Annotated in this window: 18 protein-coding genes and 1 pseudogene; 5 read left to right on the top strand and 14 right to left on the bottom strand. The window is 30.3% G+C overall.

The annotated features are described in order from the left end of the window. Positions 1-61: 61 nt before the first annotated feature. From ACI9TV_RS04000 to ACI9TV_RS03985, 4 genes and pseudogenes are all read right to left on the bottom strand, one after another. The gene (locus ACI9TV_RS04000; protein WP_415249464.1) at positions 62-211 is read right to left on the bottom strand and encodes an ATP-binding protein; all 150 of its coding nucleotides are present in this window, start codon (positions 209-211) and stop codon (positions 62-64) included. Beyond that, a pseudogene (locus ACI9TV_RS03995) lies at positions 208-1110 on the bottom strand (transporter substrate-binding domain-containing protein). Before ACI9TV_RS03995 ends, ACI9TV_RS04000 begins: the two are co-directional and overlap by 4 nt. 132 nt (positions 1111-1242) lie before the next feature. After that, positions 1243-1662, bottom strand: a complete 420-nt coding sequence (locus ACI9TV_RS03990) for a response regulator transcription factor (protein WP_415249463.1) — start codon at positions 1660-1662, stop codon at positions 1243-1245. 17 nt (positions 1663-1679) lie between these two features. Further along, the gene (locus tag ACI9TV_RS03985; protein WP_415249462.1) at positions 1680-4256 is read right to left on the bottom strand and encodes an MASE3 domain-containing protein; all 2577 of its coding nucleotides are present in this window, start codon (positions 4254-4256) and stop codon (positions 1680-1682) included. A 171-nt stretch (positions 4257-4427) separates the two neighbouring features. Between ACI9TV_RS03985 and ACI9TV_RS03980 the strand changes: the two genes are divergently transcribed. Together ACI9TV_RS03980 and ACI9TV_RS03975 are read left to right on the top strand one after the other, a co-directional pair. After that, complete coding sequence (locus tag ACI9TV_RS03980; protein WP_415249461.1) at positions 4428-4835, top strand: hypothetical protein; 408 nt, start codon at positions 4428-4430, stop codon at positions 4833-4835. A gap of 14 nt (positions 4836-4849) precedes the next feature. Then, complete coding sequence (locus tag ACI9TV_RS03975; protein ID WP_415249460.1) at positions 4850-4978, top strand: hypothetical protein; 129 nt, start codon at positions 4850-4852, stop codon at positions 4976-4978. Here ACI9TV_RS03975 and ACI9TV_RS03970 read toward each other — a convergent pair. Genes ACI9TV_RS03970 through ACI9TV_RS03955 form a run of 4 tightly spaced genes read right to left on the bottom strand, consistent with a single transcriptional unit; the run spans position 4970 to position 8197 of the window. Then, positions 4970-6694: a helix-turn-helix domain-containing protein gene (locus ACI9TV_RS03970; RefSeq protein WP_415249459.1), complete on the bottom strand. Its 1725-nt coding sequence runs from the start codon at positions 6692-6694 to the stop codon at positions 4970-4972. The two genes, ACI9TV_RS03975 and ACI9TV_RS03970, sit on opposite strands and share 9 nt — an antisense overlap. Positions 6695-6724: 30 nt before the next feature. Continuing rightward, the gene (locus tag ACI9TV_RS03965) at positions 6725-6922 is read right to left on the bottom strand and encodes a hypothetical protein (RefSeq protein WP_415249458.1); all 198 of its coding nucleotides are present in this window, start codon (positions 6920-6922) and stop codon (positions 6725-6727) included. A gap of 25 nt (positions 6923-6947) precedes the next feature. Continuing rightward, the gene (locus tag ACI9TV_RS03960; RefSeq protein ID WP_415249457.1) at positions 6948-7313 is read right to left on the bottom strand and encodes a thioredoxin family protein; all 366 of its coding nucleotides are present in this window, start codon (positions 7311-7313) and stop codon (positions 6948-6950) included. Between the two features lie 5 nt (positions 7314-7318). After that, a complete protein-coding gene (locus tag ACI9TV_RS03955) occupies positions 7319-8197 on the bottom strand; it encodes a hypothetical protein (RefSeq protein ID WP_415249456.1) in 879 nt (292 codons plus the stop codon). Between the two features lie 31 nt (positions 8198-8228). On the opposite strand from ACI9TV_RS03955, the gene ACI9TV_RS03950 reads away from it, so the two are divergent. The 3 genes from ACI9TV_RS03950 (at position 8229) to ACI9TV_RS03940 (ending at position 10538) form a co-directional block, all read left to right on the top strand. Continuing rightward, on the top strand, positions 8229-8573 hold the full coding sequence (locus ACI9TV_RS03950; RefSeq protein WP_415249455.1) for a TraR/DksA family transcriptional regulator: 345 nt from the start codon (positions 8229-8231) through the stop codon (positions 8571-8573). A 2-nt stretch (positions 8574-8575) separates the two neighbouring features. Then, positions 8576-8893, top strand: a complete 318-nt coding sequence (locus tag ACI9TV_RS03945; protein WP_415249454.1) for a cupin domain-containing protein — start codon at positions 8576-8578, stop codon at positions 8891-8893. A 211-nt stretch (positions 8894-9104) separates the two neighbouring features. Then, positions 9105-10538, top strand: a complete 1434-nt coding sequence (locus ACI9TV_RS03940) for a diguanylate cyclase (protein ID WP_415249453.1) — start codon at positions 9105-9107, stop codon at positions 10536-10538. Positions 10539-10568: 30 nt separating this feature from the next. Here the strand turns inward: ACI9TV_RS03940 and ACI9TV_RS03935 are convergent, their stop codons facing one another. The 6 genes from ACI9TV_RS03935 to ACI9TV_RS03910 all read right to left on the bottom strand — a co-directional run bounded on the left by ACI9TV_RS03935 (position 10569) and on the right by ACI9TV_RS03910 (position 16397). Continuing rightward, positions 10569-10871, bottom strand: coding sequence for a GGDEF domain-containing protein (locus ACI9TV_RS03935; RefSeq protein ID WP_415249452.1), 303 nt, complete (start codon positions 10869-10871; stop codon positions 10569-10571). Positions 10872-10947: 76 nt separating this feature from the next. After that, entirely contained in the window at positions 10948-12549 is a 1602-nt protein-coding gene (locus ACI9TV_RS03930; RefSeq protein ID WP_415249451.1) for a hypothetical protein, read from the bottom strand. A 13-nt stretch (positions 12550-12562) separates the two neighbouring features. Further along, on the bottom strand, positions 12563-13120 hold the full coding sequence (locus ACI9TV_RS03925; protein WP_415249450.1) for a hypothetical protein: 558 nt from the start codon (positions 13118-13120) through the stop codon (positions 12563-12565). A gap of 351 nt (positions 13121-13471) precedes the next feature. Continuing rightward, positions 13472-14773 (bottom strand): diguanylate cyclase, encoded by a 1302-nt coding sequence (locus tag ACI9TV_RS03920; RefSeq protein WP_415249449.1) that lies wholly within the window; start codon positions 14771-14773, stop codon positions 13472-13474. After that, positions 14770-15639 (bottom strand): ABC transporter substrate binding protein, encoded by an 870-nt coding sequence (locus tag ACI9TV_RS03915; RefSeq protein ID WP_415249448.1) that lies wholly within the window; start codon positions 15637-15639, stop codon positions 14770-14772. Before ACI9TV_RS03915 ends, ACI9TV_RS03920 begins: the two co-directional genes overlap by 4 nt. Then, positions 15636-16397, bottom strand: a complete 762-nt coding sequence (locus ACI9TV_RS03910; RefSeq protein ID WP_415249447.1) for a hypothetical protein — start codon at positions 16395-16397, stop codon at positions 15636-15638. Before ACI9TV_RS03910 ends, ACI9TV_RS03915 begins: the two co-directional genes overlap by 4 nt. Position 16398: the final 1 nt, after the last annotated feature.

Raw genomic sequence — 16398 nt, 5'->3', positions numbered from 1 at the left:
AAGTTCTTTAATTTATACTATAAAAATAATTTTAGAACTATATAAGAAGAGCTGCTTACATTCAATATTGTAATATATCGGTAATAATTTTGCTTATATAAAGTCCTAATCCTGTAGCATTTTTTTCTTTTTTAGTTGAGAAATAAGGTTCAAATATTTTTGTATAAATATTTTCATTAATACCACCACCATTATCGCAGATTCTGATCATAATATTTTCAGTATCTTTTCATTATTTAAAATATTTAAAGCATCTTCCACCCGATTCTCAAGATTTCTGTTTACAAGGTCAAGCGCTTTTGTTTTTTCATGCACTTTTGTTTGAAGGAATCTATTCCAGGAGTAAATGAATATTATTGATATAAGCGTTATCAGAAGAATGACTATCAAAATCTCAATTATTACCTCATAGTTGTTGTTTTCAAGGTCAAAATTGTAAAACCACTTCTCATAGAGTTTAGTATAAGTTCCATTCGCTACAACTATAGAAAGACCTTCGTTGAGTAGTGAAAGGAGTTCTTTATCCCCATCCTTGACTGCAAAGGTAAAGTTTTGTTGAAAATCACTTAAAATAAATTTTGATACTTTTATATTTTTTATATTAAGGTTTTTTTTAAGTTGGATCCCTACAAGTTTTTGAATAATTAAAGCATCGTATTTCCCACTTGAGAGAGCATTAAATCCTTCTTCATAACTAGTAAAAGTGATTATGTTTTTTGTCACTTTTGTAGAAAGAAGATACTCATGAGCATTATCTCCATCCATTACAACAAGTTCTTTACCAGCTAAATGGGATTCTTTCTTTATCTGAGTATCATTTTCTCTTGTAAAAACTGCGCCATGCATACTAAGGTAAGGTACTGTGAAGTCATAATCATTTTCTCTCTCTTGTGTCCGGCCAACAACGGGAAGCACATCTATTTTTTCATTTTTTTAATCTTCTTTTACTTTATTCCATTCATCTACATAAAATGTCACATCCCCACCCATAACCTTCAACGAGGCTTTGAGCAACTCAACGGAAAAACCATCCGCTTTCCCTTCTTTTGTCATGGTAGAAAATGGAGGATAGTCTAATTCACTAGCAGATTTAAAGACTTTGTTATGTATTTTATTTTCATCGCCAAAAGAAAATAGTTGAACAAAAAAGCATGATTAAAACAGTTAATAATTTAAACATTTTCTATCCTCTTGGCTTTAAGTATACCTTGATAATGTATGTCGATAAAATTTAATACAATGCTATTCTTTTAATTTATTAATAGACTTATTTAATACTTCTAACATTTGATTTATATTTACTGGTTTATAAATATAACCTGTTACGTTAGCTCTATTAATTTGATCTGTATATTCTGATTCTGTATAGGCTGACATTATTATAATTTCTTGATCTGGATCATTTTTACGAATACTATTTATCAATTCTAAACCATTCATATTTGGCATTAAAATATCTGTTATTACAATGTCATATTTATTATGAAAGTATTTATCTAATCCATCTTTCCCATCAACAGCAAGGTCCACATTTTGGAACAGTTTATTTAACATGTATTGAGTCTTATTACGCAGAGACTCTTCATCTTCAACATAAAGTACAGACATCTTTTTTGCTTTTTCTTTTAACAGTCCTATATTTAATTCTATGTTCTTTGCCATAATACTTTATTCCTGTCTTATTGTTCTTTTAATAATTTAATAGTAAAACAAGCACCTTCATCGTTGTTATACACATCAATTATACCATTAAGATGTTCTTGAATAATCATTTTACTCATATACAAGCCGATACCTGTTCCAGTCTTCTCATCTTTTGTTGAAAAATATGGATCAAATACCTTTGGTAATATATTTGCATCTATACCACCGCCATTGTCGCATATCTCTGTATTTATATATTTCTCATCTTCATATACTCTAATACTTATTCGAGCATCTTCTTTCTTATAAGATGTTAACACATCCTTAGAGTTAGTGATGATATTAACAAATACTTGCATCAACTCTCTTGGATAGGCTTTAACTTTCTTATCTGTCTCAAAAGACCTTGTAAGTTCTATATTGTTGTTTTTAAGAGAATCTTTTACAATAGATAAGGTAGTATCTATTGTTTCTTTTATATCAACTTCGGAAATAACTTTATCAGGTTTAAAGAAGTTTCTAAAATCATCTATCGTCTTAGATAAATCTTGAGTTTGATTTAGAATACTATTCGAATACTCTTTGGCATTATCCACATTAAAATCATTAAGGGATATATCAAGTAGCATATTATTTGCATCCATGGCTATTGCTGATATTGGTTGCCTCCATTGATGGGCTATCATACCTATCATCTCTCCCATAGCTGCATGACGGGATTGATCTATTAGCATCTCATCCTTATGTTTTAGCTCAGTAATATCCATTGCGGATGATATTACTGTACGTTTACCATCTATTAAGCCTAGTGGTGCTGAACTAAATTGCCAAGTGATAGTATCTCCATTTTTTGTATGAATAGGATATTCACCTTCATCAACTTTTTTCTTTAATGCATATAAATTGTCAATATATTCTTTTACAACAGGCATTCTTTCACCATAAGCCAGATATGTCCATTTTTCTATTGTATCGATATCTTTATGCTTGTACCCAGTTAACATTTCCCAACTCTTGTTTACCATAAGAACTGTTCCATCTTCATTATGCAGCATAATTGGGTTTGGTGCTTCTTGAATTATTGTCTCTAATTCTTCTTTTTTTTGTTTTAATAGTTCAATAGCGTACTTCTTTTCTGTAATATCAGTATGAGATCCCATCATTCTAATAGCTTTGCCACTTTCATCAAATATAGTCTGCCCACGTGTTTCAATCCAGACCCAATGTTTATCTTTATGTTTTAGTCTGTGTATATTTTTGTAAAATTTACTTTTTCCTTCTTGTGAACTCATGACATCTATATATACTTGTTCTTTATCATCTGGGTGAATAAGGTTCTTCCATGTTTCAGGTCGATTTTCTAATTCATTATCCATGTAGCCAAGTAATTCCTTCCATCTCGGTGAATAATAAACTTGATTGGTCAATAAATTCCAATCCCATATACCATCAGTACTTGATTCTACAATTAATTTCAGCCTCTCTTGAGTCTCGGCTTTATCCTGCTCTAGTTGAAGTTGTTGAGATATATCTATACATACCTGAACCGACCCAAGTGTCATGTCTTTCATACTTATGGGATTGACAGTAAAGCTGTAAGTAGAGGTCGTCTCTTTTTCAAGTGAATGAGAAATAAGTCTCTTCCCACGCTTAATAACTTTACATACATCACATTCACTTTCTTCGGTGTTTTGGTTATGAAACAACATATGATTGTTTTGATTTATAATTTTGTCTGCTTCTAAATTTAAAAAAGTTTTTGTAGAATCATTAATCTGGCGGATAATTCCTTCTGAATCTACCAAGATTGAAGAAAAAGGGATGCTATTATAAGTGCTACTCTCATGTGCCAAAAATGTAAAAGGCTTTTCCAGAGATATTTTAATAATTGATAAAAATATCATCCAGTAAGATAAAAATTTAAACAGATGAGCTAACATAGTAAAAGAATCATCAACTTTAGCATAAAATGTCAATGTAAATTCAGTAAAAATTGTTAATATAATAGAAGCAATAATATAATAATATATAGACTTATCAAAGTTTTTTCTTTTCTTTGTATAAGTAAATAGAGCAAGTATTAAGATAAAAATAATACTGTATTCGAGATTTATTTTTAAAGAAGTTAATCCATTTTCTTGTTCGTAGAGAATTGGAAGATATTTTGAAAATGCCAATATATTAACAATTGCAGTGCCTAAGCCAAATAGAATAAATACTTTTACTTTTGAAATAGTATGAAAATTTACAAAAATAGCACTAAAAAGTATAAATGCCTCTAGAAAACGTGCTGCTATCCAAAATGTTAACATAATATTTGGATTTTCAATTTCGATAATTGACACTTCCGGATATGTCAACATATGCATAACATCCAACATTGATACCCAAAAATATCCAAGTCCTAAATATAATATAAAATTATTTTTTGTAAATTGGTAAGTATGAAAGACTATTACAATCATCATAAAACCAAATAAGATGGAAAACATTTCAGCCAAACTATGAAAAAGAACATGCCCTCCATAGTAGCGTGCAAGCAAGATAGTAAGTATAAATATAAATGGGATTAAGGAAGTTGTATAAAGTTTATAATTGGATACTTCTTGCATATATCAACCTTTTTCATTGGTTTTAACATTAATAAATAATCTTGATTATATCGTACTTTAAAGATAATTTAGGAATTCATTTTTTTCATTACGTCTATATTTTTCATTAATTATGTAATCGTATATAAATATATGCTAAAATCTTTTCACTAACAAACAAGGAATATTTTAATGCAAAACGCTCTTGATAAAGTAGATTTAGAAAAATATACACTCTTTAGTATAAAGATAAATGTAGTAGATACTTACGATTTTCCAAACCTAAAAGAAGGCGCAAAAACTGAGGATGAGTATGGACAATCTCTAGACCTTACCTCAGATGTAAGAAGAACAATCAAATATTCATTTCCTTGTGAGAATAAAAAAATTATATCTGCAATCAAGATCGATGAAGAAAGAGAAGATGAATACGGTGATTTATGTCGAAATATCGAATTGGACTACTCTTTACTAGTTGAAACAGAAAGTATGGATGATTTTTCTCTTGAAGAACTCCATGATGAGATAGAAGAAGTATGGAGAAATGGAAGTGACCGTTGTGACATTACCATTAGTCCAGAGACTAAGCAAGTTAGTTAAGGGAAGTAATAAATATGAGTGAGAAAATTGTTAAGTATTTCTTCATACTACTAGCAGCCAGTTTTGTTTTTGCTCTTATCTATAAAGCGACTAAACCAAATGACTATAGACACCCTCGAGATAGAAGTATAAAGTTACATTAAAATACTGTAAAGAAGTGCAATCCTAATCTCATCGTATTGCACTTGCCCATCTAAAGCCTCGAATATAGGTTTTAAGCGAGGTTTACCATCTTCACTGAAATCATCTTGATTATTTTTTTCTTTTATTTTTATAAGTGCTTCTTTTACAAGCGTCATAATCTTTCTATCTGGCATAAATTTGTCTAAGTTTATTTCTGGGTCTTGTTCTTTTAAAATACGAAGATGATTTATTATAGTCCCTTTACTTATACTTCTACTTAGAGCTAAATCATCAATTGAAATAGAACTTTCGATAAGCTCTTTTGTTTGAATGTGGGTAGGAGTTACACTGTTTTTTACAATCTTCTTCTCAGACTTTAGAACTATTTCTTGTGCTTTAATTTCGTTTATATCTATTAGACCGTCTATACTCAAGATGTAAATCTCAAATATTTTCTCAAGGTTCTCTAATGAAATAGCTTCTATCTCATCACTGGCCTTTTTCGAAGCTGCTTTAATTCTATCATCTATATGTAAGATAAGAGGATCTACAGTTAAAGCTTTATCATTAAGACCCATAAGGCGTAATCCATCTATATTTTTAATACGAGAGAGTGCAACATAACCCTGCCCGACTTCAAAGGTTTTAGATAAATCTATCTCAGCAGAATCAAGTGTCATACCTTGGGATTTATGTATAGTTATTGCCCAGGCGAGTTTAAGTGGAACTTGCGAGACTTTCGCAACTATATTTCCACTGTCATTTTCTATTGTCCAATCTTCTAACCCAAGTTTAATTAAGGCTCCATACGACGTTTTTACAATGGGAAGATCTGTTTCCTTGTCAAAGTCTGTTATGACACCTGTAGTACCATTAACGAAGCCTAGTTCATGATTATTTTTTATAAACATTACTACTGCATCTTTTTTTAATGTTATCTCTTCTAAGACAAGAGAAGATTTAAATATCTTCTCAATATTTTTTGCTGTTCCTTCTGACTTATATTTAAATACATAAGAGGGCTGATTTACTTTGTTTAACTCATCACTATTGATTCTATCAACATCTATATTATGTGTGTAGAGTTTCGTTGGTGTAAAATCTATATCAAGATCTTTGTGGTGTCTTGAGTTTAAAATATCATAAGAGTTACTTGAAACACTACCACTTCTAATCTCGTCTAAGATACTAATGAGAACATTATCATCTTGTCTAAATTTTTCTTGTAAATAACATGTTTTTAGTTCTAACTCTTTCCACGAAGGAGACTGCCAAGCAAAGCGTTTGTCTTTAGGAATTTTTGAGATAGGTGGAAGTTGAAAGAAATCTCCAGAGAGTATGGTTTGTACACCACCAAATGGGATGTTATTCTTTTTAAAAGCTCTCAGTATTTTATCCATGGCTGAAAACATCTCAGGAGATACCATTGAGATCTCATCAATGATAAGAACCTTTAATTTAGAAAATCTTGTTTGGAGGTACTTCTTCTCTAGTAAAGATTCAATATAATAATCATCTATAGTATCCCGTATCCCAAGACTAAAAAATGAGTGTATAGTTTGGCCTTGTAAATGTGACGCTGCTATACCGGTAGGTGCTACAATGGTTGGAATTATTTTTCTAGACTTTAAATAGAATGTAAATTTATTTAAGAGATACGTTTTACCAGTTCCAGCCGAGCCTGTAATAAAAACATTATTACCAGTTTTCAATATATTTAGCGCAGTGTTTTGCAAATTGCATATCCTTAATTTTTGCAATTATAACTAAAGAAACTCAATACATTTATATAAACTAGGTCGAGAGGAAAGTTCTATTTCATTTAAAATAGATGGAATGGGATCTAGAGAGTTTTCAATATCATCAACGTATAACATCTCTGCAAATTCATTCTCAATATAAAGATAAATAGTATTACCAATTAGGTGCGCATAACAGTTAGTACTTATGTCTATTAGTTTCATATTTACTCCATTACAATTTTATTACTCATCCAAATAATTTAGAAAATAAACCCTTCCCTTTTTCTAGTTCTTTATCTATCATCTTAAAGTATTTATCTATTGCTAACAAACCTACTTCAGCTTTCTTAACCATTTTATCTTTACCTATGACAACAGTTAAAGGTACACTTCTTACCATGAACTTATTTGAGAGCTTTGGGTTGTACGATGAGTTCACTTTTGCTATGACCACATTATCATTTTTATAGTGCTCTGATAGATTTGGAAGATAACCTAACAGTGTTTGGCACGGTCCACATGTATCACTATAGAAATCAATAAAGACCACAGCCTCTGTCTCTTCCATAAATGAAGTATAGTTAGAATCTGTAAGTTCTAGTATATTTGACATATAAACTAAGCCTGGAGTAAAGTAACTAAAGGATCAGCAGTAGTTACTTCTCTATCTTTATAGTTTGCTACTAAATCATTAATACGCAGTTTATCTTCTAGCTCATTAGCTTTAGTATCTTTAACACTTTGGTACTCACTTTTTAAAGTCTGAGTAAAAGCTTGTATATTTTCTCTCAATGTAAAAGATGTTGATTCACTCGACTCAGGGTTTAAAACATTATCTAGTTGTGTCATGATAGTATCAAAAGTTATTTGCTTTTGCTCGTAAGGGTCTTTAAGTTGTGTCTGTACAAATAGATCTATATCTAATGAAGTATTCTCTCTAAGATAATCTTTTTGAGAAGCTGGCATATTATTTATATGTTGGGCTAAATCATTCTTTACTTTATTTATATCAAGTGTTAGAACTAGTATAGAGAGGGTATTGTCTTCATCTGAATTATTGAGTGCATTTACAAATGCTTCTTTTAAATCATTATCAATATCCTGAGGAATAAGTGAAATAGTTTTCACTTCACCATCTTCCGTAAAACCATCATTATCAAAATCATATTTTTCATAAAAATGCATTAACAAATTATATGCACCTTCATCTGAGAGTTCATTTACTTCCACTGCATCTGCTAGTTGTGTATAGTTTTGTAGTGTCTCTAATTCTTCTACTGTTAGGTCTGCAACAAATTCTTTAGCGTTTGATACGTTAACCTCCGCGTCTATAGCTTGCTCATATATTTTCTCAAAATCTTCTTTATATGTTTCTCTCGCTTTAGCAAAGTCGCTATGAAGATTGAGACCTTTCATAATCGAAGTGTGTTCTTGGTATTTGGTTGATGTTTCCATATTTAAACCTTTATGATAAATAGCAAGATATATTCCAGACATTTATTGTTCCTTTTAAAGGATATAATTTTGTATGAATTTGACACAACGACAAAAAATCAAAGATAAAATATACCAATACCTTGAAGCAACTAAAATAGAGATAGAGTCATTAAAAGAAAAGACTAAGCCTATTACACCGGACTGTTCACTTGGAAGATTAACCCGTCAAGAGATGATACAAGAACAACAAGTAAATGAGCATGCTTTACATGAAGCAGAAATACGATTCAATAAACTCAAATATGCCTCTGGAAAAATTGACAAAAAAGACTATGGTATTTGTATGGAATGTGAAGAAGATATTTTATTCGAAAGATTAATCCTTGTTCCTGAATCATCCCACTGTGTGAGCTGTAAACAAGAGTTAGGTTTATAATTGTGCAAGTAAATAATATCTTTAAAAATATCCCTACTAATCTAGCAGACGAATCGTTTGAAGATATCATCTCAAAAGATGGACTGAAGATTGAGAAAATAATTTCCTATGGTCACATAACAGAAGAATTTCAATGGTATGATCAAGATCATGATGAATGGGTAATTCTATTAAAAGGTGAAGCTACTTTATCCTTTGAGAATGAAAATGCTATAGAACTGAGTCTAGGAGAGTATATCAATATCCCCGCACATAAAAAGCATAGAGTATCTTGGACCTTACCAAATAAAGAGACTATTTGGTTAGCAGTGCACTATTAAACTATATTGATACTATTAATTAGTATTTAATTTTATCTTTGCATCTTGTATCAATCCATCTCTTATTGTTGTATGGCATGTTCTACAATCTGATTTAATCCCATAATCTACTTATATTAAAATCATATATATTCTACACTAATAAAAATAGAGCATTAGCAAATAATGATATAATCTCATATATACTTAATTTAAAAACTCAGGGTCTTATATGAAAGCGAACTATAAAATAGTATTTTTTATACCACTACTAATGGTCATACTTTCCCTTTCAATAACTGTAATCAATCATATTATTTCTCTAAACAATGCTGAGCATCAATTAAAAACCCAATCTCTTCCACTTTCTATTGATAATATATATACCGATATTCAAAAACATATCATAGAACCATACTTAGTGTCGTCAATGATGGCTAATGATACATTTGTTAAAGATTGGCTTATTAATGGTGAAGAAGATAGTTTAAAAATCCAAAAATACTTACATAGCATAAAAAATAAATATGAAATGTTTAGTACGTTCTTAGTTTCTGAAAAATTAAAAAACTACTATACTCAAAATGGATTTGTTGAAAAAATATCTAAAAGTAACCCTCATAATTCATGGTATTTCGACTTTAAAGACAGTCAAAAATCACACGAAATCAATTTAGACTTCAATGAAAATTTGACCAATACAATGATGATGTTTGTTAATTATAAAATATACGATCATGAATATCAACTAATAGGAGCAACTGGCATTGCACTGAGAATTTCATATATTAATGATATGCTAAAAAGATTTAGACAAAAGCATAATTTGAAAGTTACTTTTTATGATGAAAATGGAAATGTTGTTTTAGCAGAAAAAGCTTTTAATGGAAATGCAAATCTAGTTGATAACAAAAATTTAAAAAAACTAAAAGATAAAATTATTTCAAAAAGCAGTAACCTCATTGAGTATAAAGATCAGGGAGAAAGTTATCTTATTAAAACAAAGTTTATACCTGAGCTAAATTTATACCTGAGTGTTGAAGCAAAAATTAGTAATTTAACAAAAGACCTACAAAAAGTTTTTTATTTCAATCTCTTCTTCTCTTTGTTAATAACCCTAGTAATTACCTCATTCATACTCTTTATAGTAAGAGTTAACAATAAAAAGATTCTTTATTTAGCGGAGTTTGACACTTTAACAGAGATTATGAACCGAAGAGTATTTAAAGAGAAGTGTGAATACTTTCTACTGCTTTTAAAAAGAGATGAAAAAAAATTGTCATTTATCTTTTTAGACATTGATGACTTCAAAAATATAAATGATAAGTTTGGACATAGTACGGGGGATGAAGTTCTCAAACTTTTTGCTTCAATTATAAAAACGCATTTAAGAGGAACTGACTTAGTAGGAAGATGGGGTGGCGAAGAATTTACAATTTTACTTATAGATTGTAACTTAGAAGAAGCAAAAATAAGAACAGAAAAATTAAAGCAAACTATTGAAAACAATAGGGGTTTACAATATTTAGCTAAATCCAATATAACCGCAAGTTTTGGAGTAACAGAAGTCACGATAAATGATAATATTGATACCATAATTCAAAGAGCTGATAACGCTATGTATATTTCAAAAGAAGAAGGAAAAAATAAAGTTACAATAATTTAATATAATAATAAAGAAAATTGTCAATGCTCTTTATTTTTCATAAACACAGATACAATTACGACCACTTCCTTTAGCTTTGTAGAGTGCAGTATCTGCATTAGAAACCAAAATTGAAACTTCCTTGGCATCTTTTGGAAAGCTAGAGATACCGATACTTACCGTTACTGAGATACTTTCTCCATCTTCTATATCAAATGATGTTGTTTCTAGCATATGACGTAGCTTTTTAACAATTTTTCTGGCTGTTTCAAAGATAAGTACAGTTATCTCTTCCCCTCCATAACGAAAAATATAACTTAAAATAATTTTAATTGCAACGAAGAAAAGGGACACTTTTAGTTTTTTTATTCCTATTCATATACAATAAGAAGTTGTTAACTAAACTAATATCAAGCGATTATGCTTGATATTAATCATTTTCAAAAAGATTTATATCTTTTGGGTATTCATAATAAATTTCAATTTTTGCACCTTCTACTGGAAGTGTACCAAAGAAAGCTATTGAATTTGTTCCCTCAATATATATATACCCATTTTTTATACTAGGGCTAGATTCTACTCCGTCTACGATTACTTTGAGACTATTTGGTTTCACGTATCTGTTGCTAAGTTTATATGCTCCGGCAGCTTGAAGTACAATATTTTGCATCACAGCATTAAAATCTGGAGTATCTCCACCATTACAAATATTACCAACAAGTCCACCTGTTTCATTTGCTAAGTCATCATACTGTCCATTTGTATCAACTCCTTCTTCATAAAATGAGTTTGTACCACAAAGACCAGTATCTACAATGGAATTAACCAAAATATTGTCTCTCACAAAAAGGTTGTCAGTCACATCAAATGCACCAGCGGCTCTATAAGTATATTGACTGACTTCATCACTTAAGATTATAACACTTAGCTGTGTATTATCTCTTGGAAAACCAAGTGGTAGCAACAAACCATCTGTAGAATCTCCGTTGTTTGTACTTTGAAGTGCCTGTTCACTATTGTAAATACCTGTTTCCGTAGGGTTTCCAGATGTATTAATATCATCTACCTCTGATTTAAACATAGTTATATTATTATCTATAATTCCGACACTGTTAACACTTCTATCGTAACAGTTTTCTGTACATGGTACTCCATCTGCTCCATCACTTGTAGTTAGAATTGCTATATTGTAATTCATACCAGCAAGATTTATTGATCGCTCAAAATCATTAGCTGCTGCAGTAAGGGCTATCTGTTGATCACCCATAGAACCAGAATCATCAATCATAAATAAAAAGTCTGCTTGATTACCATTATTTGCTAATCCAGAAAAAGTATCCGTTGTAGAAACAAGTCTCTCATTCAATCCAGTAAAGTTTGTCCCACTTGATAATGCTTTCATAAGTGATAGGTTTTCTACAAAGATATCTGTTTCATTTGTATCAGGAGATATGGAAAGAGTATAGTAGTAATTATCATTAAAATCTGTAACTGTTACAAACATTCTAAATGCAGTTGCACTAACACCTGAACCAGCTGTTAATGTTAACGTTGTTGAAGCTAATGTGTTCAACATATTATTACTTAAATCTAGTGCAGTAGTAGCTTGGGGAGTTGAAAACTTATAATCACCTACGCTAAATTCAGAGTATTTTGTAAAAAATTGTTCATTAATCGTTGAAAAATCATCATTTACATAGTCTTCAGCTTTAATTACTTCAACAATAGCTCTTAATTCTTCGGTTGTAACATACCCACCAGCCGCATCAGCTAAAAGCCTTACATCATTTTTTTCTATTGCAAATCCTGCTACAGATTCTGTTCCACCGACAGTAGTAGCCTTCATAACAATGCCTTTTACATCAGTTACTGCCTCAAATGTAGTAGCTCCATTAATAATATAGTTACTACTTCCTACAATGCTTTTTTCACTATCAGTAGGGAGGTCTGCTTGTGGCTTATCTCCACAACCAAAAAACAAACTTGCTACGAATATGTATATAGTGAATATAATTGATTTTTTCTTATTCATTATTTATTCCTAACTAAAATTTATAATTTATACCAACATAAGCAACTGTTAGTTGTTCCAAATCATTGTTCTTATCAATAAAACGACTAGATGAATAACGGTATCCAAATTCTAAATTTATAGGACTTTTTGATGTTGTCATAACACCGGCTTGTAAGCCATACAATAGTGCACTTTTATGTGAAGTACCAAAAGTTGAGTCAACATTGAGATTAACACCTCCAATATGTGCACCAAAGAAAAAAGAAACTGGATAGTTTTCTGTAATGTTAAACATTTGTGTATAAGCTTCTGTATTTATAGTAAGTGTTTGAAATCCACCCTCTCTGTTTGAAGAGTCCTCAAATGCATCTAAATAATTATATGATAAATACACTCTTGAGTTTTCATCTATTACACCGACTTTTATTCCATATGTTGAAATCTCTTCATTTTCATAATTTCCATTTGATCCTTTCAAATCTACCCAACTTAAAGCTGCCTCAGCACCTATAAATATCTCATATTTAGAAGCATTCGCGTTTGTAATAAAAGTTAAAAACACCAATAGACCATAAAATATTTTTTTCATTTTAATTCCCTTTTTTTGTTTGTTTTTGTATAATATCATTATATAAATTAAATTCCTATTTTCTACTAGCAAGTTTTCATATTTTTTTAATTTAAAGTTAATTATTTCAAATAGGTAAAAGAAGAGGGATATTGATGTGTCAACCCTATATCAAATCTAAGGAGTTTAGTCTCTGCTCTTAGCCTTTTATTTTATTGTTCTAAACTCTCTTTAGCTAATTTAACTACTGTATTAGTTAGATCTCTAAACTCACTTGTATATTGACTCTTTTTCATTTTTCTACCTTCTTCATACTTTTATTTTAACTCAGATTTATTTAATTCTTAAGTATGAATTAGTGTAGCCACATCACTATTTAATCCTAACACAATTTCTACCTCCATTTTTAGCCTCATAAAGTGCATTATCAGCTCTTTGCAAAGCTAATTCAATATTTACTTCGTTTTCTAAATCAACACAAGAGACACCTAAACTGATTGTACACTTTACGCTCTTATTATTCTTAAGAGCTATGGAGAAATTTTCAGTTTTTGTTCTTAATTTTTGAGCAACTTTTGTTGCAGCCTCAATATCTGTTGTGGGAAGTAAAATAACAAACTCCTCTCCGCCAAATCGGCATGTAATGTCACTTTTTCTTTGAGTATTTTTTAAGATATTTGCAAATTCCATAAGAACATCATCACCGATTTTGTGTCCATAAGTATCATTGATGTTTTTAAATTTATCTATATCGATCATTATTAAGGACAGGTTTTCTTGTTTTCTCTTGGCTATAGAAAGTACATCATTAGAAGCACTTGTGAAGTATCTTCTATTATATAGTTGGGTTAAGGGATCAGTAACAGCTAATAGTTGTAGCTCATGTGTTCTCTCTTGAACTTTTTTTTCAAGAGTCTCATTGAGAGTTTTTAACTCATTATAAGATTTTTGCAATTTCTGAGACATCTGCATAAAAGATTTTGTTAAGAGACCTACTTCGTCATTACTATTGATGTGGAGAATCTCTTTAGTATCTTCAAGTTTTCCATTGGCTATTTGATCTGCTCTTTTTGTTAAAAGCAAAATAGGGGTAGTAATCTTTATAGCCAATGTATAACTTAATGCTCCAAATAATATAGAAAATAATACAGCAGAGAAAAAAGCATCTCTGATCCGTTCATCTATAAAATTTTGTATATCTTTTTGTGCATTCTCTATCTCATCATTTAACTCTTTTAAAGAGTAGAGTATATTTAAATTTCCCCATTTTGAGGAGAGCGTAATAGGGGAAGAGACTATGATATGTGTTTGAGTTTCCTCAAATGAGAGCTTGTTTACATCTTTTTTAGAAGCTATTCCTTCAAAAATATGTACAGATTGTAAATTATTACTTAAAGAGATACCGTCTATGTTTTCTCTTTTTACAAGTTGGGTAAATAATATTTGTATATGAGATATATTCATCGAAGCAAGATCATTTTCAATCTCATTTTTGTAGTACGCCATTGTATAGGTGGCATTTTGAATGAGATTGTTTTGCATAAGTTTTACTCTTTTTTCAAGCTCGAAGTTCAATATCCTTTTTTGCTCCTTGATACTGCTGTAAGTAAAGAGCCCAACAACTAAAAATACTATACTTAAAATAGCTAGAATAAACTTATACTTTATGCTCATCGAATTACCTTGTTGACAACTGAAAGTGCATGTACATCGTAATGTATTCCTAGACTCTCTACCATCTTTTTATTAAAGATTACATTCGTTCCCATAGGAATTTGTATTTTGATAAACTCTTTTTTATCGTTAAAGAGTTGCATCATATGTGCTATTTGTCTTCCTATAGTTGGGTTATCAGCAGAGATCACTAAAGAAGCACCAAATTTTATATAAAGATCGTGGTAGGCGAAAATAGGTTTTTTTATTTTTTTCATATGCTCAAAAAGCTTTATAACTCTTTGTTCATCTTTTAAAAGGAGTGGGTCTGCTATTAAGATAAGTCCATCAGTTTGCTGCATATTTTGCATCTCTAGAGAACCATCGCTTGTGATCTTCTCCCCAATGATTTTTATTCCTATTTTTGAAGCATTACTTTTAAAATTCTCAAAAAGATCTTTTGTGTAGTCACTATAAATAAGGCTAAGCGTTTGTGTCTCATGAAATAAAGACTTAATAAGAGTTAAGTGCATCCCACTATGAAGCTCATTTGAAACACCATACCTGTTTTCACTTATATCGAGTCTGTTGTGGTTTATAATAGAACTAAAGAATATAGTTTTTTCAGGGATATATGCATTTGCGTATCTATATGCTTTTGAACCTATAGTATAAACTATATCTGGGTATTCATCATAAATATACTCTTTGATCTCTTTTTGTGAGAGTTTTGCTATATCTAAGAGTTCATAAGGTTTTTTAGTGTTTTTGATAAATTCTTCTTGCACAGATTTATATTTTTCTATATTGGCATTTGAGTTAAGTATCAGAATTTTATCTGCGTAAAGACTTAGGATAAAAAGTGCTAGTGTCAATAGTATTTTCATTTCACACCTCCTAATTCTTGTAGATCATTCTTTGTTAGGATTACGATTTTATCTATTCCTAACATATCAAGCACTTTTTTACCTTCATCTCTTGAGTCCATAGTTGTAAAAACCTCTATGAATTCTTTGTCGTGATGCTTTTTTATCTTTGAAGCTACTAACATTCTTAATGTTGGAGTTGATTCAGCAAATATCTTCATTTGTGATGCTAAGAAACTGTTGGCTTTTTTAAGTAACTCAAAACTATCTTTTGAAACCAATGCAAATTGACTCATACCAAAACCAACTGACATTAAGGCATCAATCTCTTTTGGTACTTTAAGTATGTCTAGGGAGCTATTTAAAGTGAGTTTATTTATATGAGCAGTTGTATATTCATGAGGGAAAGGAGTTGTTAGTGTGCCGGTATAAGAAGAACCCTTTTTCCCAATTAATACTTTTGTATCTGTAATACTCTCTTTTTTAAGAGCAACCAGTCGCACTTGAAGGTTATACTTCTTTGCTATTTGTTTATAGTGCCAACTTGAGAGAATAACAACAATATTTTCATCTTTAAGGTACTCTTCAAAAGTCTCTTTATTGTTAAAAGCTTGAAAATTATAATCTCCAAAGTATTGGAGATACTGATCAAAATTGATTTTCAATAATTTAAAATCTTTGATATTTATCTCAGTAGTGTAAAAGTATACTTTCTTTTCCTCTGCGTAAACAGAACTTAATAAAAGAAGTATCAGTATCAGCTGCTTTAGTTGTATCATG

Source organism: Sulfurimonas sp., from assembly GCF_047622445.1.
Taxonomy (GTDB): domain Bacteria; phylum Campylobacterota; class Campylobacteria; order Campylobacterales; family Sulfurimonadaceae; genus Sulfurimonas.
Note: the sequence above shows the minus strand (reverse complement) of the source record. Positions and strands in the feature narration are given on the sequence as shown.

Excerpts from the sequence above, each read along its gene's own strand:
- ACI9TV_RS04000 (WP_415249464.1), bottom strand. The coding sequence starts at position 211 with ATGATCAGAATCTGCGATAATGGTGGTGGTATTAATGAAAATATTTAT.
- ACI9TV_RS03990 (WP_415249463.1), bottom strand. The coding sequence starts at position 1,662 with ATGGCAAAGAACATAGAATTAAATATAGGACTGTTAAAAGAAAAAGCA.
- ACI9TV_RS03985 (WP_415249462.1), bottom strand. The coding sequence starts at position 4,256 with ATGCAAGAAGTATCCAATTATAAACTTTATACAACTTCCTTAATCCCA.
- ACI9TV_RS03980 (WP_415249461.1), top strand. The coding sequence starts at position 4,428 with ATGCAAAACGCTCTTGATAAAGTAGATTTAGAAAAATATACACTCTTT.
- ACI9TV_RS03975 (WP_415249460.1), top strand. The coding sequence starts at position 4,850 with ATGAGTGAGAAAATTGTTAAGTATTTCTTCATACTACTAGCAGCCAGT.
- ACI9TV_RS03965 (WP_415249458.1), bottom strand. The coding sequence starts at position 6,922 with ATGAAACTAATAGACATAAGTACTAACTGTTATGCGCACCTAATTGGT.
- ACI9TV_RS03960 (WP_415249457.1), bottom strand. The coding sequence starts at position 7,313 with ATGTCAAATATACTAGAACTTACAGATTCTAACTATACTTCATTTATG.
- ACI9TV_RS03955 (WP_415249456.1), bottom strand. The coding sequence starts at position 8,197 with ATGTCTGGAATATATCTTGCTATTTATCATAAAGGTTTAAATATGGAA.
- ACI9TV_RS03950 (WP_415249455.1), top strand. The coding sequence starts at position 8,229 with ATGAATTTGACACAACGACAAAAAATCAAAGATAAAATATACCAATAC.
- ACI9TV_RS03940 (WP_415249453.1), top strand. The coding sequence starts at position 9,105 with ATGAAAGCGAACTATAAAATAGTATTTTTTATACCACTACTAATGGTC.
- ACI9TV_RS03930 (WP_415249451.1), bottom strand. The coding sequence starts at position 12,549 with ATGAATAAGAAAAAATCAATTATATTCACTATATACATATTCGTAGCA.
- ACI9TV_RS03925 (WP_415249450.1), bottom strand. The coding sequence starts at position 13,120 with ATGAAAAAAATATTTTATGGTCTATTGGTGTTTTTAACTTTTATTACA.
- ACI9TV_RS03920 (WP_415249449.1), bottom strand. The coding sequence starts at position 14,773 with ATGAGCATAAAGTATAAGTTTATTCTAGCTATTTTAAGTATAGTATTT.
- ACI9TV_RS03915 (WP_415249448.1), bottom strand. The coding sequence starts at position 15,639 with ATGAAAATACTATTGACACTAGCACTTTTTATCCTAAGTCTTTACGCA.
- ACI9TV_RS03910 (WP_415249447.1), bottom strand. The coding sequence starts at position 16,397 with ATGATACAACTAAAGCAGCTGATACTGATACTTCTTTTATTAAGTTCT.